Genomic DNA, 19,025 nt, shown 5'->3' on the forward strand with positions numbered 1-19,025 from the left:
AATGGCCGAAAATCAAGGTCCGAACAATGCAAATCCCAAGTCTGCCGATGTAATTACTTCTCCCCCTAAAGCAGGAATTGGTACAGTAGAAGCTATTGGCAAAACGGCCTCAAAAATCCTTGGCGGAGTAGATTTTCTGGCTGGATCTGTTGCAACAGGTCTAACGGCAGTTGCATTAAGTTCTGGACTTGTTGGTCCAGCTCTTGTTCTAGGTACTGCAGCTACCGGGCTATTTCTTCAAGCTAGGCGTAAAAAACAGGAGGCTGAAATTCTTTCCGGAAAAGTAGAAATGACATTAGGTTATGAGGCTGGAACAGCAAAGGAAGCATCAAAAATTTGGTATGATAAAAAGCTTGGCCAGTCGTATCCAATTATTTCGACTTTAGCGGGAACAATCGGCGGCGCATTTGCCGGGGTTGCAGGAATTACTGCACTTTCACTACTCGGAATTTCACTTACAGCTACGGGAGCTTGGGTTGGTATTGCTGCTGCCGCGTTAGGTATGGGTGTTTATCAGTGGTTTGTTTCAAAAGCCGAGATAAGCGGATACGAAGCACTGGGCGAACTTAATCCTCAAAAACAATCTGATTTTTGGTTCCTTGCCAACTTAGGTGGAGGAATCGATGTGTTTTCAAATGTAGCAAGACTTATTGCAAATATTCGTGCTAAAAAGGCATTGAATATGTATAAAGCAACAATGGAAAAGCAGGTTGCTGATAAACCTCAGGATAGTGTATCACAACAACCAGAACAAACAGGGCATCCCGCAACTAACACAGCAAATCCGGAAAGCAATAATACACAAGAGCATCCGGCTAATGCAGTAGATGCTAACGCAACGGCGGAAGCACCTGTTGATGATCAAGCCGGTCATCCCGATCAATCTTCCGCCAACCCAGGTGAGCCCAACGTTCAAACCGCTTCCGGAAATACTGCCGCCCAAGTAGCTTAATTAATCGTTATTAAAATGTCGCTTAGAAAAACACTATGGCGGGCAGGCGAGTTAGCAAATGATCTTGGGTATTATTACGAGGCCGGTTTAGAAGGAATCTGTTCTACAGTATGCACCGTAGGTGCACTGGGCGCATTAGTATTTGGTGCTTCCATCGAGATACCAGTGCTTTTGGGTGCAGTAGGTATTTCTTATGGACTTGCCGGAGTAAGGGCTTTATTAAGACGTAAGTTTAATAAAGATATGTTTAGGTTAACAGAAAAGGAAGGTGCTCCTTCGATAAAGACTTCCGATCGATGGTTTGATGAAAATCTAGCGCAAAATATGCCTTTGGTTGAAGGGTTAACAATGGGTGCTATAGGAGCTACTGCAGTGGGGTTTGGTGCAGTTGCAATAGGGTTGCCGCTTACATTAGGAGTTGGTGCAGTTATGCTAGGCTCGGCAATCGCAACGGGAGCTGTATCGTATTTAATAACAAAAGCAGAAGTAAGCCAGTATGAAGCGCTTGGCAATGGAGATCCAAAACTCGAATCTAATTGTTGGTTTGGTGCAAAGATATTAAGATTTTTAGGAAATATGGAATTTCATCCATTTGCAACTGCAGGAGAAGTTGTTACTACCTTGGCTGCTCAGGATACAATAAGTCGTATGTAAGTTCTAATTTAATAAACTGCCAGAATGAATCCAGATCAGATAACAAAAAAAATGCACACAATCCTTGAGGTTGTTGGATATTCCACAGAGGATCAGTATAAGCGTGTCACAGATTTTATAAATATTGGAAAACTTACATTTTTAGAACAGGTATTAGGAACGCTTGATAAAGCTAAACAGAAAGAGCTTGAAGAGTTTGCTAAAGAAAGCAAAGACATTCAAAAAATTATTGAAAAACTTTCTGTGCTTCTGGAAAAAGATCACGAGTATTTTGTAAAGCTTTATTCCGAGGTTTTAAATAGCCTTTTTAAGGATTATCTCGATACTGTTTATCCGGTTTGCACAGAAATTCAACGGAAGCAGATAGATGATATATTAGTGAGTGTTTAGGTTAGCTTCTCCGATCTGTGGTTTGGTTCAAACTGTTGTGGATATTTATTTCCCGATGAACTCAACGAGATTTAAGCCATTCATTGGTTCGGGTGGAGTAATTCCAAGTAAGTAAAGCACAGTTGTTCCGACATCAGCTAGAATTCCGGTAGCCGGTGAGTTTTCGGGATATCCGACCTTTGGAAGATTTCCTGATTTTTTGTAAAGTTTCTCGGATTTTGGACCGTTTTTATAAATTTTGGTGAATGCAGGGAATTTTTTTATATCATCCGCAAAGATAAATGGAACATTATTTAATGTGTGTGATTTTAGCCGTTTGCCGTCCTTGGGATCGATCATTGATTCACAGTTACCATGATCCGATGTAATGATTACCTGTCCACCCTTTTGTAAAATTTCAAAAACAACTTCACCGACACATTCATCGGTAACCTCTACGGCCTTGATCGCCGCTTCCAGATCGCCTGTATGACCGACCATGTCAGGATTGGCAAAGTTAACAAGGTAAAAATCAAAGCTGTCTTTTCTGATTTGAGTAATTAGTTCATCTTTAACGGGATATGCACTCATTTCCGGGACAACGACATAATCTTTTACTAAAGGAGATGGGATTCTAAAAAGAAGTTCCTTGTCGTGTTTTGCTTCAACTCCACCATTAAAAAAGTATGATATATGAGCGTATTTTTCAGTTTCCGCAATATGCATTTGGCGAAGGTTGTAGGCTGCTAAAACATCGGGTACTGTAACCTCTGGATATACAGGCGGGAAAATAACCTCGGTGTTTAATCCTTCGGCGTAACCCACCATTGACACAAATCGGATATCTTTCAGGGTTTTCTTTCTCGTAAACCCGGTAAAATCTTCCTGAACAAATGCCTGGGTAATTTGTCTAGCACGGTCTTCACGGAAATTAAAAAATAGAACGTAGTCGGAATCTTCAATGCATCCTATGGGTTTTTCTGTCCGCGAATCTAAAAGAATTGTGGGTTCGAATATTTCATCGGTTTCTTTTTGCTTGTATGCCTCCTGCAGGGCTAAGTATGGATCATTGGCAGATCTGCCTTCTATACCAAGCATACAGTTATATGCCTTTTCCGTACGTTCCCATCTTGTATTTCGGTCCATTGAAAAAAACCTTCCTGTCATTGTTGCAATTTGTCCAACCCGTAACTCGGCTATTTTGGCTTTAAGATGATTTAAAAAGAAATAAGCTTCCTGCTCCCCGGTATCTCGACCATCGAGAAACAAATGCAAATAGGGATTGACTTTTTGGTTGGCTGCAATTTCGAGTAACTTGTAAAGATGTTTAATATGACCGTGTACGCCTGCATTTGAGAGTACGCCCATAAAATGCACACGTTTTTTTTCTTTTCTGGCCTTTTTAAAAAGTTCGTTTAGGAACTTGTCTTTTAAAAATGATCCGGTTTCAATTGATTCATTAATAAGTTGTAGGTTTTGGGGAATAACCTGACCTGCACCCATGTTAATATGACCGACTTCGGAGTTTCCTGTATATCCCTGATCTAGTCCAACTGCAGCCTCTGATGCTCGAATTAAGGTAGTATGTGCGCAGTTGCTCCAAAGAAGGTCAAGGTTTGGTGTATCGGCCTTATGGATTGCGTTACCCAAAGATTCTACTGAAAGTCCAAACCCATCCATTACAATTAGCACTAGTGGTTTTGTCATGTGTTTTATATTATCGTGATATAATTAATTGATTTTAGCATAATAACAAAAATAATGGAGCTTACCAGAAAAATTATAGATGAGATAACTGGTCGGATAGATTTGTTGGCAGGTGAACTTGATAAATCCTCATTATATGCACAAAAGACAGAATTGGAGGGAAAGATGGGAGACAAGGACTTTTGGAATGATCCGGTAGCTGCCTCAAAAATAAATGAGCTCTTCTCGGATGTAACAAAGAAAATTGAACTTATAGAAAAATTATATTCCACCAAAAGCGAGATTTTATCATATTTCGAGTTATACTCGGATCCTACAGTGGGACCTAAAGACAGAAGGAACATCGAAAAAGAGATGGAAAAACTTTTGAAAGTTATAAAAGATATTGAAATTATAGTAAAACTTAACGGAAAGTTCGACAAAAAAGATTCGATTATCACAATAAAAGCCGGACAAGGCGGTACCGATGCCTGTGACTGGGTTTCCATGTTGTATCGAATGTATACGAAGTTTGTTAATTCAGTAGGATGGGGACTACAAATAATTGATGAGGTAAAGTCCGAGGAAGCCGGTTATACCCAAGTTGTATTTAAAGTCATTGCTGATTATGCTTACGGTTACCTTAAATCTGAAACAGGAGTACATAGACTGGTTCGAATATCTCCTTTTAATGCCCAAGGTTTAAGACAAACCTCGTTTGCGGGTGTTGAGGTAATGCCTGCATTAGATAAGCTAGATACCAAGGATTTTCAGATTCCCGAAGGGGAAATCGAGTTTAAAGCTACAATGGCAAGTGGTCCCGGTGGTCAGAATGTTAATAAAAACATGACTGCGGTTCGTCTTACTCATATACCTACAGGAATCTCGGTACGTTGTGCTTCTCAACGAAGTCAGGTACAAAACAGGGAGAATGCAATGGAAATTCTAAAATCGAAACTTTTGACAATAGAAGAGGACAAAGAAGAATCAAAACGGCAGAATCTTAGAAAGGATGTTAAAGACGCTCAGTGGGGAAACCAGATTCGAAATTATGTTTTGCATCCCTATAAACTGGTTAAGGATCTACGTTCCGGAATTGAACGTAGTGATGTTGATAACGTTTTAGATGGTGATCTTTGGGATTTGGTGAGTAGTAAATAGGAAGAGTTCAGATTTAAAGCCCAAACTCTCTGTTTCGCTCAGGTCCGGATCTATGTCTTAAACCCAAGCACTTTCCCCCCTTAGGGATCTTTGCTAAGCGTGTGAATAAACTTGTTAAGAATAGCTACCTTTTCGGCGCTAACACTTTACTCTGAACTTGTCAGCTGATACAATGTAATAGTATAAACTACACTGCCAATAACGAATGTTACAAATAAAAAACGTATCCAAACAGTATCCGGGCAATATATTTGCACTTTCAAATATATCATTTAATGTTGACTCGGGGGAGCTTTGTTATCTTATCGGTCATTCCGGAGCTGGAAAATCTACATTGGTAAAACTAATTCTGCGTGAAGAATCACCAACGGAAGGAGCTATTCAATTTAACGACGTACTGGTTTCCGAACTTCCGGATGATTATATCCAGGCCTATCGTCAACAAATAGGTATTGTTTTCCAGGATTATAAGCTTATAAAAACCAAAACGGCCATAGAGAACATAATTTTTGCCATGGAAGTTACAGGAAGAGATGGTTCTGAAATAAAAAGTAAAGGCTTTCAATTGTTAGAGGCAGTTGGACTAAAAGGTAAAGAAAATCTTTATCCTGAACAGCTTTCCGGCGGGGAGGCACAGCGAGTTTCGATTGCTCGTGCTATTGCTAATGACCCGGTTATTGTAATTGCTGATGAGCCAACCGGAAATCTTGACTTTAGGACTTCACTAGGAATTCTTGATCTTTTGGAAGAAATTCGAAAAACCTTTAATACAACAATAATTGTTGCCACACATGATATGGAGATTGTTTCAAATGGTGGTGGTCACGTGATAGAATTAAAAGACGGCAAATTAATTAGAGATATTAATAAATGAAATTTAGCCAAATACTAAAGCGCGCAATCGAACATATAAAAACAACCAAATGGCTAGCCATGGCTTCTGTTGGTGTTATAACCTTAACCTTCACAATTTCAGGAATTATTTTTTTCTTGGTTAGCGGTTTAAATAGGTCCGTTAATGAATTTGCTAGTAGACCAAGAATTTATCTGTACTTTGTACCCTCAACTGAGGAGGCACAGATCTTAGAAATAAAGGATATTATACTTGCTGATTCAAAAGTTGAAAGTGTTGAGTACGATTCACAGGAAAAGGCAATGGAGGAACTTAAAAAAAGACTTGGTACCAGCGCTGAAACAAGAATTGTTGACCTTACTGCGCTTTTACCTCCTAGACTTACAATTAAATCTGCGAATCTTGATTTAGTTGAACCGACGGTAACGTTTATTGCAGAATTGGTTGAAAGTAATCCATATGTTGATGAGATAAGGTATTCATGGGATTCTATAGAGAACCTGCGGGCAATATCAAAACTGCTGTCTATAAATGGGGTTGCGCTTATCGTGCTTTCTGTTCTAGCTACAGGGCTTTTGGTTTTTGTATCCGTAAACTTTAATGTAAAGTATTTTCATGACGAGCTTAAAGTTGCAAACTATCTGGGGGGTGAGCAAAATGCCTTGATTCTGCCTTTTGTCGTTGAAGGTGTGTTGTATGGGCTTGCAGGGGGAATATTCGCGGGACTTTTGTCTTTTGTATTTTCTTATGGAAATCTAGAACTAGTTTTACAAAATAGCGTTTTAAGGCTTTTTATGGAGCGAAATCATTTTGTTTCCGGTGAATTAGTAAGAGCTTCTTGGACCGATATTGTTCTTGGTATTGGCAAAAATATTGCACTGTATTCAGCATTTGCAGTACTACTAACGGTGGTAAGCAGTATGGTTGCGGTTTACACAAATATTTATCTTATGAGAAAAAATGAAAAGACTAAATAAGTACTTTTTGATTCCACTCTTTGTTGCAGGGATTTTAACAGTCGGATTGTGGGTATTTAAATCTAACCCCGAAGTTGTTCCGGCAGTTTATGCAACAGAAACAACTTGTGATTCGATTACTAACCCTCAAGAGAAACTTACTTGTTTGCAAAACCTTTTTAATCAGATTCAGAGTCAGCGGTCACAACTTGAAAAGTCAATTGCATCTGAAAATGCCACCCAAAGCTCTCTTTATTGGCAGATATCTTTGTTAAATAATCAAATCTCCCAGACCGAACTCAATATTTTAGAGAAAAAAGTTCTAATCGAACAATCTAATACAGAAATTCTTATTTTGGAGTCGGACATTTTAACAATAATCGATACTATATCAGCTACTCAACAAGAGCTTTCAATAATGGAAGCTGCTGTGACGGACCGAATCGGTGAGATGTACAAAACCATGTGTATTGATGAAGTTGAGCTTATGTTTAGTAGTGGTGATGTTTGGACAAATATTGGTGATATGAAATACTTTGAGATTACCAAGGCGGAGGATGAAGCTTTAATTGAGCGACTTAGTGAAAAATATCAGGTACTTAAAGCTGATCAAGAGGAAGCCGCTTTAAAGCGTGATCAAGTAATTCAGAAAACGGAGGGTGTTCAGACTGAGCATTCGGAGCTTTTAAATCTTGAGGCCCAGCTTAATAATCAAAAGGCAGATCAGCAGTATTTACTAGCACTTTCGCAGGCCGCTGAAGCCAGTTATGCCCAAGCGTTACAACAAATGAAAGCGTATGAGAGTGCTGTCTCTGGTCAGATGACCGAACTTATAATGGCTTTGTATAACTCCGGGATGCTTGGGGTAGGGACGCCTGTAACTAAGGGTACGATAGTAGGGTTTCAAGGACATACCGGTTGTGCTCTTGGATCACACTTGCATTTTGAGTTCAGGATAAACGGATACAGAACAAACCCATTAATTTATTTGTCTTATAGCGGTGGATATGTCATTGATAATGCTAATTACAAGTCCCCAATGAAATCCGCTTATGTAACCTGTGGTTACGGATGTTATTCAGGACATTATGCAATTGATATGGTAAGTTATGACCCGCTTTATTATACAACGGCAAGGTATTCTTGGGATGAAGCTGGTTTAAGGGCCACGTGCGGCCCGTTCCTAGATTCTGCTGCGCTTAATCAGCTTGTTGCTGCAGCACAAGCGAGTAACTGGCAATTCTCCCTTGTGGGTGAAGGTGCACCTGTTTTGGCAATAGCCGATGGTGTTATCTATAGGAGTACAATTGATGGAGCCGGGGCTAACTATGTTCTTATTGACCATGGTAATGGTGTTGTAAGTCTTTATCTTCACTTAAGATAGAAAAGTTTCTTATCTATTTTGTTGTTAAAGCTTGCCACTTCTCTCATAGGTATCTTCCGGAGAGTATTATTTCACTACTTCACTACCTTACTGTCATATTCTCAATAACGAATTCGAACAGGGCTGGATCGCTTTCTAGTCCGGAAATAATGTATATAATGTTTTGTCCCGGATGGACAAAGCTTGCCACATAATAAGACTTTTCATTAATTAGTATGGTTGAAACAATATAACTTATGTCATGATAAATCTGTGTGTGGGTTCCCAGGATTGAGGGGACTTCGTTTCGGTCGGCAAACTCTTCTTGAATATAGAGAGGAATTGCCTGGTCGAGTGCAATGTTTGGTGCCCACCTAAAGGGAATTACTTCTATTTTGTCAGCCCTTCCTTCCAATGAAAATGCCGGACTTGGAAAGCCTTGGATGTTTTTTTCTTTAAGCTCATATTGAAACGAGTATTTTAGAGAGAAAGGATAGCTTTCCGGTAAACTATCCCCGTGAAGTGATCCAATGATTTGCTTCATCTTGGCTCGAAGTTGTTTTCTTGTTGCAAGCATACTTTCCGTGTCCTCACGGTTAAGGGTTTCATACCAGACATCTCTTGCAATCGTGTATATTCTAAGTCCGATGTTTAGCTCCTCGTTCCAGTAATATATTCCGACTTCGTTTTCTTTATCTGAGTAGGTAGCCTCTCCGATGAGTATCCAACCGTTTTGCGGGAGCAATGTAGAGTAGAATTCCTTTACATCAGAAAATGTATATGTGAATGGGATTTTGTAACATGAAATATTGTACGATATCATTTTTTTAACATAATCGTTATCGGACAGATTACTAAAAGCAAAGGTTGAGTCTTTAAAAGCAGGTATATTAAATGGGAGACCAACTACCGTATCAAGAGATTCAATGTTGGTTACAATTGTTGACTCTCTGTTTTTCCAAAAATTATATCCAATAAATGCAAGCAGAATAAGAGTTATTACAACTGTAATGTAAAAGGAGTTTGCAAGAAGGGCTTGTAGAAAAAGTTGAAGCGTTCGCTTAAATGTGTTGATGGGTGCCTTGGGTTTGTATGGAGAGATAAGACTTTGTTTGCGGGCTTTTATGTTTTTTCTTAGGATCTTTTTTTTAAACATTAGTCATTGATTAGAGACCTAATTTCAATAACAAAATCTTCGAGCTTTGAGAATCCTTTATATACCGAGGCGTAACGCATATATGCAGTTTTGTCTAATCTTTTAAGTCGGGTGAGAATCATGTCGCCCAGTTCCTTTGAGGTTACTTCAAGCTTTTGTCTGGATAAGATTCGCTTTTCGATATCGTCTGTTATTTGTTCGGCAATCTCTTCTGAATTTGACTTGGTGAGTGATTTGGTTATACTCTTTTTAAGTTTTTCCCGGTCAAATAGCTCGTCAGTTCCGTCGTTTTTTAGAACGGTGAGGTCGACCTTTTGAACTTTTTCATAAGTTGTAAAACGCTTTTTGCAAGCCGAACATTCCCTACGTCTACGTGTAAGGTTTCCTTCTTCCTGATCACGTTTGTCGACTACGCTGGTTTTAGAATTTTTGCAGTATGGACAATACATTTTAACCGGTGCCAACTAAGTTTATTATTATAGCACAGTAATTGGTTGGTTTACTGTGCTTATAAAAAAGTAGATAAAATTACTCTCTAATTTCCACATGTTTAATAATTTTTTTTAAATCTTTTGCTAGTTTTGCCAAAAAGTCTGATGAATAGCTACTGGCTTTTTTAAAAGCAGGATCAAGTGTTGTTTTAGATACAAACTGTTGTAGTACATATTTTTGAGCGCCTTTAATTTCGTTTGCCAGCTCAAGTAAGTCTGATTTTGACAAAAGTTCTTTTACTACTGTAGTTCTAAATTCATAAGGAATCGGTGAATTCATTATTAGCTCAATGCTTTCCTTTATATTAAATACCTTATCTGTCACAATTCTATATTTTGAAATCGGTGCTTTAATGTCCATTGCGATATAATCCAAAAGATTGTTTTTTATAAGATAGTTGAGCATTATAAAATTAGTTCCGTTTGTATCGAGTTTTACCTTAAATCCGAGTGATTTGATTTTTTTTATAAATGAGGGCAGGTCGGTCTGAAGTGTTGGTTCACCGCCGGTTATTACAACCCCTTCAAGTTTGTTTTGCCGGCTTTTTAGAAACTTGAGGATTTCTGAGGGTTTTATCTTGGCCGGTGTGGCTTTGGTTTTAGTTACAAGCTCGGGATTGTGACAATAAGGGCAACGGAAGTTACAACCCATTGTAAAAATAGTGCAGGCAATCTCGCCCGGATAATCAATTAGAGTCACCTTTGAAATTCCGCGTATATCCATTTTGGTTAAATTTTAAATGTTTTCCTGTCGGAAAATTCGGACTTTTTGCCTGGGTTCCATCGCTGAACGGGCGCAATTTTCCCTACGACTCTGCTATAGACTTTGCATTCAGACCCACATTCAGGACATTTAAAGTGCTCTCCCGAAATATAGCCATGCGTTTCACAAATACTAAACGTTGGGGTTAATGTAAAGTAAGGGAGCTTGTATGTTGTTGCAATTTTCTTAACAAGTTTTTTAACTTCGTCACCCGAATTTATTCGCTCACCTAAAAACCCATGAAATACCGTACCCCCGGTGTACATTGTCTGAAGTTCATCTTGCAATTCAAGTGCCTCAAAAATATCTTCGGTAAAGCCGACAGGTAGTTGTGTTGAATTTGTATAATATGGCTCGGCACCTTTTTGAAAGTCAGTCTCGTTTGCAACAATAATTTCCGGGAACAATTTTTTGTCTTTTTTCGGAAGTGCATAGGATGCGCCTTCTCCCGGGGTCGCCTCAAGGTTGTACATAATTCCGGTTGCTTTTTGGTATGCAAGAATGGTCTTATTCATAAAAGCGAGAGTTTCTTTTGCAAAATTCTGACCTTCTTTGGTTGTAATGTCGAATCCACCAAAATTTAAACAGGCTTCGTTCATGCCGATAAGTCCGATTGTGTTAAAATGATTGCTCCAGTATTTTCCTGTCTTTTCCTTGACACTGCGTAGATAAAACTTGGAATATGGGTACATTCCCTTTTCCGTTAAATTCTCGATGAGTTCACGTCGTAACATGAGGGTATTGTGACTTACATCCATTAGATATTTAAGCCGTTCGAAGAATCCTTTTTTGTTGCCTTTGTGTTGGTATCCTATTCGTGGAAGATTAATTGTTACATAACCTATACTTCCGGTTAATGGATTCGCTCCGAATAGCCCACCTCCTCGACGTCTTAGCTCTCGATTATCTATCCGAAGGCGGCAGCACATTGACCGGGCATCATCCGGATTCATGTCACTATTTACAAAGTTTGCAAAGTAAGGGATACCGTATTTTGCTGTCATATCCCAGAGTCCCTTTAGGTTATTGTTATTCCAATCAAAGTCCTTCGTAATGTTGTAGGTTGGAATAGGCCAGGTGAACGCACGACCTTTTGCATCTCCCTCAAGATAAACTTCAAAAAGTGCTTTGTTAAACATATCCATTTCGGCTTGGTATTCACCGTATTTTTCTTCTTTAAGCTTTCCACCAATGATTACGGCTTCATTTTTCATGTATGATGGACAGATAAGATCAAGGGTAATGTTTGAGAATACAACTTGGCCGCCTGATTTTGTTGGCATATTCATGTTAAAGATGAACGACTGGATCTGCTGTTTTACTTCTTTGTATGTTAATTTATCATGGCGAATAAACGGTGCCATGTATGTATCCAAGCTTGAAACAGCAACGGCTCCATCAGGCGTTTCATTTGTAAGCGTGTAAAGAAAGTTCATAAGTTGTCCAAGGGCCGATCCAAAATGGCTTGCTGGTTTAGAGGATACATTTCCCGGTACACCTTGATAACCAACAATTAGCAGGTCGCGAATATCCCAGCCAACGCAGTACGAGCTTAATGTTGAGCTTTTGTGAATATGAAGATCTTTATTTATATGAAGATTCCGCATCTCATCTGTATATACCTCGTTCATCCAATACATTTCCGATACTTCTTCTACAATTTTTTTATACATACCTTGAAGATGGTAATCAATCTCGGAATCAGAGTGGATCTTCCAATTTTTTTTATTTATGTAAGTATTGATCCAAGTGCCAACATCAAATAGATTGGACACGTTTCGCATTCTATTGTGAAGGTCCCGATATAAAATGTAGGCTTTTGCAACTTCGGGGTGTTTGTTTAGAATAAGGTGTTTTTCTACAAGATCTTGAATCTGTTCAACGGTTGGAAGTTCACTCTTTGAAAAAAAGATTTGCTTTAGTTCTTTGGTTACGGCATTGGTAACTTTCTCGGCAGCGCTTAGCGACTTAAGATTAACCGCTTCCATTGCTTTAGTAATGGCTATGGTAATTTTTGTCGGAGTGAACTCTTCGATACTTCCGTTTCGTTTTCGGATTTTGAACATGGGTGTGGTGTTGAAATTATTTTTTATTGGATACTTTGTAAGTTTTGCGCTCGGAGTATTCTTGCCTCTTACCGTTATTCCATTGATTTATGGGTCGATAATATCCGACAACACGGGAGTAAATTAGAGGAATCTCTTTGCATTTACTGCCATTTTTGTGAGGACATTCTTTTGCTTCACCTCTGATATAACCATGTACCGGACATATAGAGAAGGTTGGTGTTATTGAAAAATAAGGAATTTTGTAGTTTTCGGCAATTTTCTTAACAAGTTTTTTACATTCTTCCGCAGTAGAAACACGTTCGCCAAGAAACGTATGAAATACTGTACCGCCGGTATATGCTGTTTGTAAAGTTTCCTGAAGTTCAAGTGCTTCAAATATATCATCGGTATATCCAACCGGAAGCTGTGATGAGTTGGTATAATACGGATTTTTGATGTTACCTGCAGTAACAATGTTTTTATAAAGCAATTTGTCTTTTCTGGCAAGGCTGTATGCTGCGCTTTCGTTTGGTGTTGCTTCTAGGTTATACAGATTACCCGTTTCGTCCTGATATTTTAGAAGATTTGATTTCATATGGTTTAAAATTTCAAGTGCAAAAGATATGCCTTGAGTTGTTGTCAGATCAGGGGAGCCGAAGTTTATTAAGGTTTCGTTCATGCCTACGAGTCCAATGGTGGAAAAGTGTTTGTTAAAGGTTCCGAGGTATACTTTGCTGTACGGCATTAATCCTGTTCTCATGTGCTCATCCAGAATCTTTCGTTTATTTTCCAGGATGATTTTTGCAAGCTTCATATTTTGATCGACAAGCTTAAAAAATTTCTTTTTATCGCCATTACTTATGTAGCCAATTCTTGGGAGATTAATGTCTACTACGCCTATGGATCCTGTGGAGGCGCCATATCCCCAGAGTCCCCCGGTTTTTTTTGTAAGTTCTTTCATGTTCATTTGTAGTCTGCAACACATGGCTCGAACATCACCGGGTTTAAGATCGGAGTTTACGAAGTTTTGAAAATAAGGCATTCCATATTTTGCGGTCATCTCGAATAAAAGATTTGAATTACTTGTATTCCAGTTAAAATCCCGAGTGATGTTGTATGTTGGTATGGGGAAAGGGAAGGGTTGTTCTGCAAAATCACCGTCTTTATACACTTCCAGAAGAGCTTTGTTAAAAATATCCATTTCTTTTTGAAACTCTTTATAAGTTTCTTTCTGGACTTTACCGCCTATAATTACTTGCTGGTTTTTAAGATCTTCCGGAACCGTCCAGTCAAGTGTTATGTTCGAAAACGGAATCTGTCCTCCATAACGTGTGGAAAGACTTAAGTCATACATAAATCTTTGGACGCAATTCTTAACTTGGGCATAGGTTAATTTATCATTTCTAATGAATGGAGCCATGTAAGTGTCAACAGAGCTTATAGCTTGAGCGCCTGCCCATTCATTGCATACGATAAGGATAAACCTGGATAAATGATCGAGTGCGGATGCAAGATGCTTTGCGGGTCCTGATGTACACTTATCCGGCACACCGGATAGTCCTCTTGTAAGAATTAGGCGAGTATCCCAACCAGTACAGTATCCAACAACGTGTTTACCTAAATCATGAATGTAAATATCACCGGAAATATGAGCCTTTGAGGCTTTTGCCGGGATCAGCGTGGATAATGAGTATTTTTTTGTTATTTCTTCCGCAAGGTAATTCATAAGTCCGGGAAAACTGTAATGAACATTTGCATCTTGATTTACTTGCCAGTCTGATTGTCTTAAATATGCTTCTACCATTTCTTTGGCATTTATTGCTTGGGATGAGTTCATGTAGGCAGACTTTAACTTAGTGTGTAAACCTATCTATACCACCTGTTGTGGTTCCCGTCAAGTGTATACCCAACATATTGTGTTTAAGGGCGGTGTCAACATTTTTTAAAGAGATGGATTGATTCAGTGTTATACAGTGAATGATAACAAAATAAATGATATGTTTGGGGATAATGTTTTATTGAATTTTACATATTACGTAGGGGCGGGTTTAAACCGGCAGGGGTAATTGATATTAACGTAATTGTGTTGTTTCGCGATGAGGGGTGCGGGTCTAAACCGACGTCTACTTGTTGGGATTGTAAGAATGTTCGATAATGAGGTGAATATAAATTGTCAAATAAACAAAATGACGGCTTACACGGGACTTGTTCTGATAATTCTTGCGTGGTTACTACAGCTTATGAGCAACGAAAAAACAATGAATAAGGGTTTTCTACTTGTTTACATATTTGGAGTTGCTGTACTCGTCTACGATGGTCTTAATGCCGGTGTTACCACAATGGGACTTTTAAATCTTATCTCGGGCATATTGGCAGCTATTGTATTTATGAGGATTAGGAAAAGGTAGAAACTCTGAGGGTTGAAAGTTAACGTTGTTTAAGATATCATTATGTGTTAATCCTTCTGCGGTAGCTCAGTGGTAGAGCGACCGGCTGTTAACCGGTTGGTCGTGGGTTCGACTCCCACCCGCAGAGTATTTTTTGTGCGTGGTTTTCGAACTCCACGACCGTTCTTATCCACTCGATTAACATCGAGATTCAGCTTTAAGCTCGCTTAAGGTGGCGAGCTGGGTTCGACTCCCACCCGCAGAGTATTTTTTTGTGCGTGGTTTTCGAACTCCACGACCGTTCTTATCCACTTTTCTCTAAACAACCCATGACAACAATACTACCTCAAGCATTTTATCAAAAACCGGCGCTTGAACTTACCCCTATGATTCTTGGAAAATACCTAGTAAGAAAGACGGAAAAAGGTATTCTCCCCGGTCAAATCACCGAAGTGGAAGCATATCCATCCTGGGTGGATAATGTTTCTCAGGGCAATAAACGTACACCTAGAACCGAGATTCTATACGCAGGCCCAGGCTTTACCTATATTTATCTTGTTTACGGTTTGTACTACATGTTGTGCGTGTCTACAAACAAAAAGGCTATTCCTGATTGCGTATTAATAAGATCCGTTATTCCGGATGAAGGTGTCGAAATTATGAGAGAAAATTATGGAAGGGAAGTGCAAACTAATAGAGATTTAACGAATTCCCCGGGAAAACTCTGCAAATCATTTGGAATTTCCAAAGAATTATACGGTGAACCAGTTACTGGGAATAGAATATGGATCGAAGATAGGGGAGTAGTTGTTGATCATTCTAAAATTCAGAGTACACCACGAATAGGGATTAGTAAAAACCTTAAAGGTTGGGACTTGCCATATCGATTTGTTGTTGTTGATTAATATTATCATTTAGTCTACATTATATTCATGATGAATAAGCCTGGAAAATTGCTTATAAAAATCATTCTGTTAGTGTTATCCAGTGCAATCATTGGGTTTTTAATATGGCTACTTACTTTTTCTCAGATAAAGTCTTTGCTAAGAAAAGATTCAAGTGACGTCTTAGGAGCCGGCAGTGGATCGACCTATTATGTTTCGACCGGCAGCTGTGTCGGTGCCGATTGTAGTTGTGCTAACGACAGTAACACCGGGTTATATCCCGATTGTTCTTCGGGTGCAGGCAACGGACCATTTGCAACAATTCAGCGTGCCGTAAATGTTGCATCGTCCGACAAGTCAATTCAAATTCGTGGGGGTACATACAATCAGAGTGTCTCGATTAATAACAAATCGAATTTATCCATATCAAATTATAACGGCGAAAACGTAATTATCAATGGGACCGGAATAAATTTTAACGATTGGGGATCATTAATTACTGTTGAGAATTCAAGCACAATTACCGTTAACGGAATAAGGACTCAGAACTCAACGTGGTTCGGTTTTTATTGTGCAAATAGTACTTCCGTAACCTTTTCAAATGGGTCTACCTACAATACAAAGTCTTCAGGAATTTATGCTCAAGATTGTGATCGGATCACCGTAAAAGGTATGGATGTAAATAGAGCTGTAAATGGTGGAAATCAAGAATGTATATCAATTGTTGAATGTACAAATTTTGAGGTTTCATATAACACTGTATATGGTGGAGTTGCTCAGGATGGCGGTGGTGAAGGGATTGATATTAAGCAGGGTTGCAAAAATGGATCAGTTCATCATAATCACGTTTACGATATGACCGATGATGTACTTATTTATATTGATGCATATCATATATTGCAGGAAAACATTCGTGTTTATTCAAATTTTGTTAATTGTACTGCAGGAAAAGGTGAGATAGGTATTGCTACAGCCGCCGAGCAATCCGGCGGAGTATTAAAAGATGTATATATCTATAACAATATTGTAAGAAATTGTGACTATGGCGGTATTTCAATAACCGAATGGGATCCTCCCGGGGGATATGGCTATCATCAAAATATCTTTATTGTAAATAATACTGTTTACGGAAATGGGAGAGACTGGGGAGGGGGAATAGATGTTCGAACTGGACAAATTGTTTCCGGATCGACTGTTACTGTTCAGAACAATATTGCAAGTCAGAATTATGGATGGCAGATAGGCGTGAAAGACTCTATCGCAAGTAAAGTAGTTACGGGATACAACTTGATTGACGGATATAAAAACTACAAAGAGGACGGAAGGACTGAGGTGGCTCCAACTGGCACAAATTTTTCCGGATCACCGGCATTTATTAATGTCTCGACCGGGGATTTTCGTTTGCAGGGGACCTCCTCTGCACTTGATAGAGGATTAAATGTCTCGGCACTTGGTATAAGTAATGATTATGTAGGGACTTCACGGCCTCAAGGCAGTGCCTATGATGTAGGTGCTTACGAACTTATAGTCTCGACCCCGGTAGTTCCTCCTGAGAATACAGGCACTGACAGTGGGCCTACTATCGTACCCAATTCCCAACCTGATTCGCAAAACGGTGAATCTCCAACCGAGCAAAGTGACAATTCCTCTTCAGCTGAAATAGATTCATTAGATGGAGAAAATTCTTCCAACGATGACACAGAAGGTCAGCATAATCCAGAAAATGATTCCGTAAGTTCGACTGGAGCAGAAAAAAGTACTCTTCCGTTAACAGTATTGGGAAAAATACCGACTTCAATTGCGAAATATATTCCGGTTGGCTTATTCATTGCATTATGTGTTTTCTTATTTCAAGTTTTTGATATCAGTGGAGGATATAAGATAATCAAAAATTTTTTTGTAAATAGAGAACGGAAATTTGGATCCCAAGGTTCTAAAAAAGATTGGGACTGGAGCTGAGAAGTTTGTTAATCTTTCAACTGATTTATACTCCATTAACTATTTCTTAAAACTTGACACTCCCCTACTCCGGGTGTAATATCTATTACACCCCTACGTGTGCAGGCTGCCACACAAATGAATCTTTACGACAAAATATCAATCCTTGGGCCATCGGCCAGGTACGATACTTGCGGACCAAAAGATTTTGGCCAAACCACAGATATTCCTGGTGTCTACAATGCTAAGACATCTAATGGGAATGTGTGCCGATTGTTCAAAGTGTTACAAACTAACAATTGTCTTAATAACTGTAACTACTGTGCCTTTCGGCGTGATAGAGACTCGGCACGAACCACTGCTTCACCCGACGAAATGGCAAAAGCATTTGAAAGTGCATATTCTCGCCGACTGGTTGACGGTTTATTTTTATCTTCGGGATTAGATAATCAACCCGATGCTACAATGGACAAAATGCTGGCAACAGCAAATATTCTAAGAAAGCAATATAATTATCGTGGGTATATTCATTTAAAAGTTATGCCCGGAACCTCCTCTGCCGCACTTGATGCAACAATTGATATTGCCAACAGAATTTCTCTAAACATTGAAGCTCCCACCGAAGAATCATTGGCTGTACTTTCTCCTAATAAGCGGCTTAAAAGTGGACTTTTGCATACACTAAGTCTAATCAAGTCTAAATTGAAGTCACGAAAGTTTAACGGTAAAAAGATACCAAGTTTAACAACACAATTTGTTGTAGGGGCAGGTATTGAAACTGATAAAGAGCTAGTAAAAGCCACAAAATTTCTTTATGATAACTTTAAACTGCAACGAGTTTTTTATTCAGCGTTTCGACCTGTTTCAGGGACTCCTTTGGAAGATCATGAACCCGTATCGATAACTCGTGAGCATAGACTTTATCAGACCGATTTTCTTATGCGATTTTATAACTTTGCGCCGGTTGAAATACCCTTCGATAATTCGGGATTTTTAATGGACTCAATTGATCCCAAGACATTATGGGCTAACTTACATCCCGAGGCTTTTCCCGTAAATTTAAACACGGCTACATACTTTGAGTTATTGCGTGTTCCCGGAATCGGGCCCCAAGCTGCCCAAAAGTTGGTCAAGATCAGGCGTGAATCGCCGATTAAATCGTTTTACTCTCTTCACGGGCTTCGACTTCAGATTGATAAAATGAGTCGGTGGGTAACTGTATAAATAGGGTTCGTGTAACAAGATATTTTACAGAGTAAAATTTTCCGGAAAACAGATTTGCAAATTGTTGACAATGATTATTAATAAGCCGACTCAAGGCTAAAGGTTATTTTAAGATTCTCATAGCTGTTAATGCTTGCTTT

At 39.0% G+C, this 19,025-nt stretch carries 17 protein-coding genes and 1 tRNA gene; 12 read left to right on the forward strand and 6 right to left on the reverse strand.

Annotated features, from left to right (window positions below; all coding sequences use genetic code 11):
• Position 1: 1 nt before the first annotated feature.
• From JW962_00895 to JW962_00905, 3 genes are read left to right on the forward strand one after another with little or no spacing between them, the layout of a single operon-like run.
• Entirely contained in the window at positions 2-952 is a 951-nt protein-coding gene (locus tag JW962_00895; protein ID MBN1373878.1) for a hypothetical protein, read from the forward strand.
• 15 nt (positions 953-967) lie between these two features.
• Positions 968-1,606 carry a hypothetical protein gene (locus JW962_00900; GenBank protein ID MBN1373879.1) on the forward strand — a complete coding sequence of 213 codons (639 nt, stop codon included), beginning with the start codon at positions 968-970 and terminating at the stop codon, positions 1,604-1,606.
• A 24-nt stretch (positions 1,607-1,630) separates the two neighbouring features.
• Entirely contained in the window at positions 1,631-1,996 is a 366-nt protein-coding gene (locus tag JW962_00905; protein ID MBN1373880.1) for a hypothetical protein, read from the forward strand.
• A 45-nt stretch (positions 1,997-2,041) separates the two neighbouring features.
• On the opposite strand, the gene JW962_00910 is transcribed toward JW962_00905, so the two are convergent.
• On the reverse strand, positions 2,042-3,682 hold the full coding sequence (locus JW962_00910) for a 2,3-bisphosphoglycerate-independent phosphoglycerate mutase (protein ID MBN1373881.1): 1,641 nt from the start codon (positions 3,680-3,682) through the stop codon (positions 2,042-2,044).
• Positions 3,683-3,736: 54 nt separating this feature from the next.
• Between JW962_00910 and prfB the strand changes: the two genes are divergently transcribed.
• The 4 genes from prfB (at position 3,737) to JW962_00930 (ending at position 8,015) form a co-directional block, all read left to right on the forward strand.
• Complete coding sequence (prfB, locus tag JW962_00915) at positions 3,737-4,822, forward strand: peptide chain release factor 2 (protein MBN1373882.1); 1,086 nt, start codon at positions 3,737-3,739, stop codon at positions 4,820-4,822.
• A 205-nt stretch (positions 4,823-5,027) separates the two neighbouring features.
• Positions 5,028-5,696, forward strand: a complete 669-nt coding sequence (locus tag JW962_00920; protein ID MBN1373883.1) for an ATP-binding cassette domain-containing protein — start codon at positions 5,028-5,030, stop codon at positions 5,694-5,696.
• The gene (locus JW962_00925) at positions 5,693-6,652 is read left to right on the forward strand and encodes a hypothetical protein (protein ID MBN1373884.1); all 960 of its coding nucleotides are present in this window, start codon (positions 5,693-5,695) and stop codon (positions 6,650-6,652) included. Before JW962_00920 ends, JW962_00925 begins: the two co-directional genes overlap by 4 nt.
• Positions 6,636-8,015, forward strand: coding sequence for a hypothetical protein (locus JW962_00930; protein ID MBN1373885.1), 1,380 nt, complete (start codon positions 6,636-6,638; stop codon positions 8,013-8,015). The genes JW962_00925 and JW962_00930 overlap by 17 nt, the downstream gene beginning before the upstream one ends.
• A gap of 82 nt (positions 8,016-8,097) precedes the next feature.
• On the opposite strand, the gene JW962_00935 is transcribed toward JW962_00930, so the two are convergent.
• The 5 genes from JW962_00935 to JW962_00955 form a co-directional block, all read right to left on the reverse strand.
• Positions 8,098-9,150, reverse strand: a complete 1,053-nt coding sequence (locus JW962_00935) for a hypothetical protein (protein ID MBN1373886.1) — start codon at positions 9,148-9,150, stop codon at positions 8,098-8,100.
• Positions 9,150-9,599: a transcriptional repressor NrdR gene (gene nrdR, locus JW962_00940; protein ID MBN1373887.1), complete on the reverse strand. Its 450-nt coding sequence runs from the start codon at positions 9,597-9,599 to the stop codon at positions 9,150-9,152. Before nrdR ends, JW962_00935 begins: the two co-directional genes overlap by 1 nt.
• Before the next feature lie 79 nt (positions 9,600-9,678).
• Positions 9,679-10,365: an anaerobic ribonucleoside-triphosphate reductase activating protein gene (locus JW962_00945; protein MBN1373888.1), complete on the reverse strand. Its 687-nt coding sequence runs from the start codon at positions 10,363-10,365 to the stop codon at positions 9,679-9,681.
• A gap of 5 nt (positions 10,366-10,370) precedes the next feature.
• Positions 10,371-12,470, reverse strand: a complete 2,100-nt coding sequence (locus tag JW962_00950; GenBank protein MBN1373889.1) for a ribonucleoside triphosphate reductase — start codon at positions 12,468-12,470, stop codon at positions 10,371-10,373.
• 16 nt (positions 12,471-12,486) lie between these two features.
• A complete protein-coding gene (locus JW962_00955; protein ID MBN1373890.1) occupies positions 12,487-14,289 on the reverse strand; it encodes a ribonucleoside triphosphate reductase in 1,803 nt (600 codons plus the stop codon).
• Positions 14,290-14,638: 349 nt separating this feature from the next.
• On the opposite strand from JW962_00955, the gene JW962_00960 reads away from it, so the two are divergent.
• The 5 genes from JW962_00960 to JW962_00980 all read left to right on the forward strand — a co-directional run bounded on the left by JW962_00960 (position 14,639) and on the right by JW962_00980 (position 18,885).
• Complete coding sequence (locus tag JW962_00960) at positions 14,639-14,860, forward strand: hypothetical protein (GenBank protein ID MBN1373891.1); 222 nt, start codon at positions 14,639-14,641, stop codon at positions 14,858-14,860.
• A 55-nt stretch (positions 14,861-14,915) separates the two neighbouring features.
• Positions 14,916-14,987 (forward strand) — tRNA-Asn (locus JW962_00965).
• A gap of 181 nt (positions 14,988-15,168) precedes the next feature.
• On the forward strand, positions 15,169-15,744 hold the full coding sequence (locus JW962_00970) for a DNA-3-methyladenine glycosylase (GenBank protein ID MBN1373892.1): 576 nt from the start codon (positions 15,169-15,171) through the stop codon (positions 15,742-15,744).
• A 27-nt stretch (positions 15,745-15,771) separates the two neighbouring features.
• Positions 15,772-17,682: a right-handed parallel beta-helix repeat-containing protein gene (locus tag JW962_00975; GenBank protein ID MBN1373893.1), complete on the forward strand. Its 1,911-nt coding sequence runs from the start codon at positions 15,772-15,774 to the stop codon at positions 17,680-17,682.
• A gap of 99 nt (positions 17,683-17,781) precedes the next feature.
• Complete coding sequence (locus JW962_00980) at positions 17,782-18,885, forward strand: helix-hairpin-helix domain-containing protein (protein MBN1373894.1); 1,104 nt, start codon at positions 17,782-17,784, stop codon at positions 18,883-18,885.
• Positions 18,886-19,025 lie beyond the last annotated feature (140 nt).

The organism is Candidatus Dojkabacteria bacterium, from assembly GCA_016927995.1.
Classification (GTDB): Bacteria; Patescibacteriota; Dojkabacteria; order JAFGLO01; family JAFGLO01; genus JAFGLO01.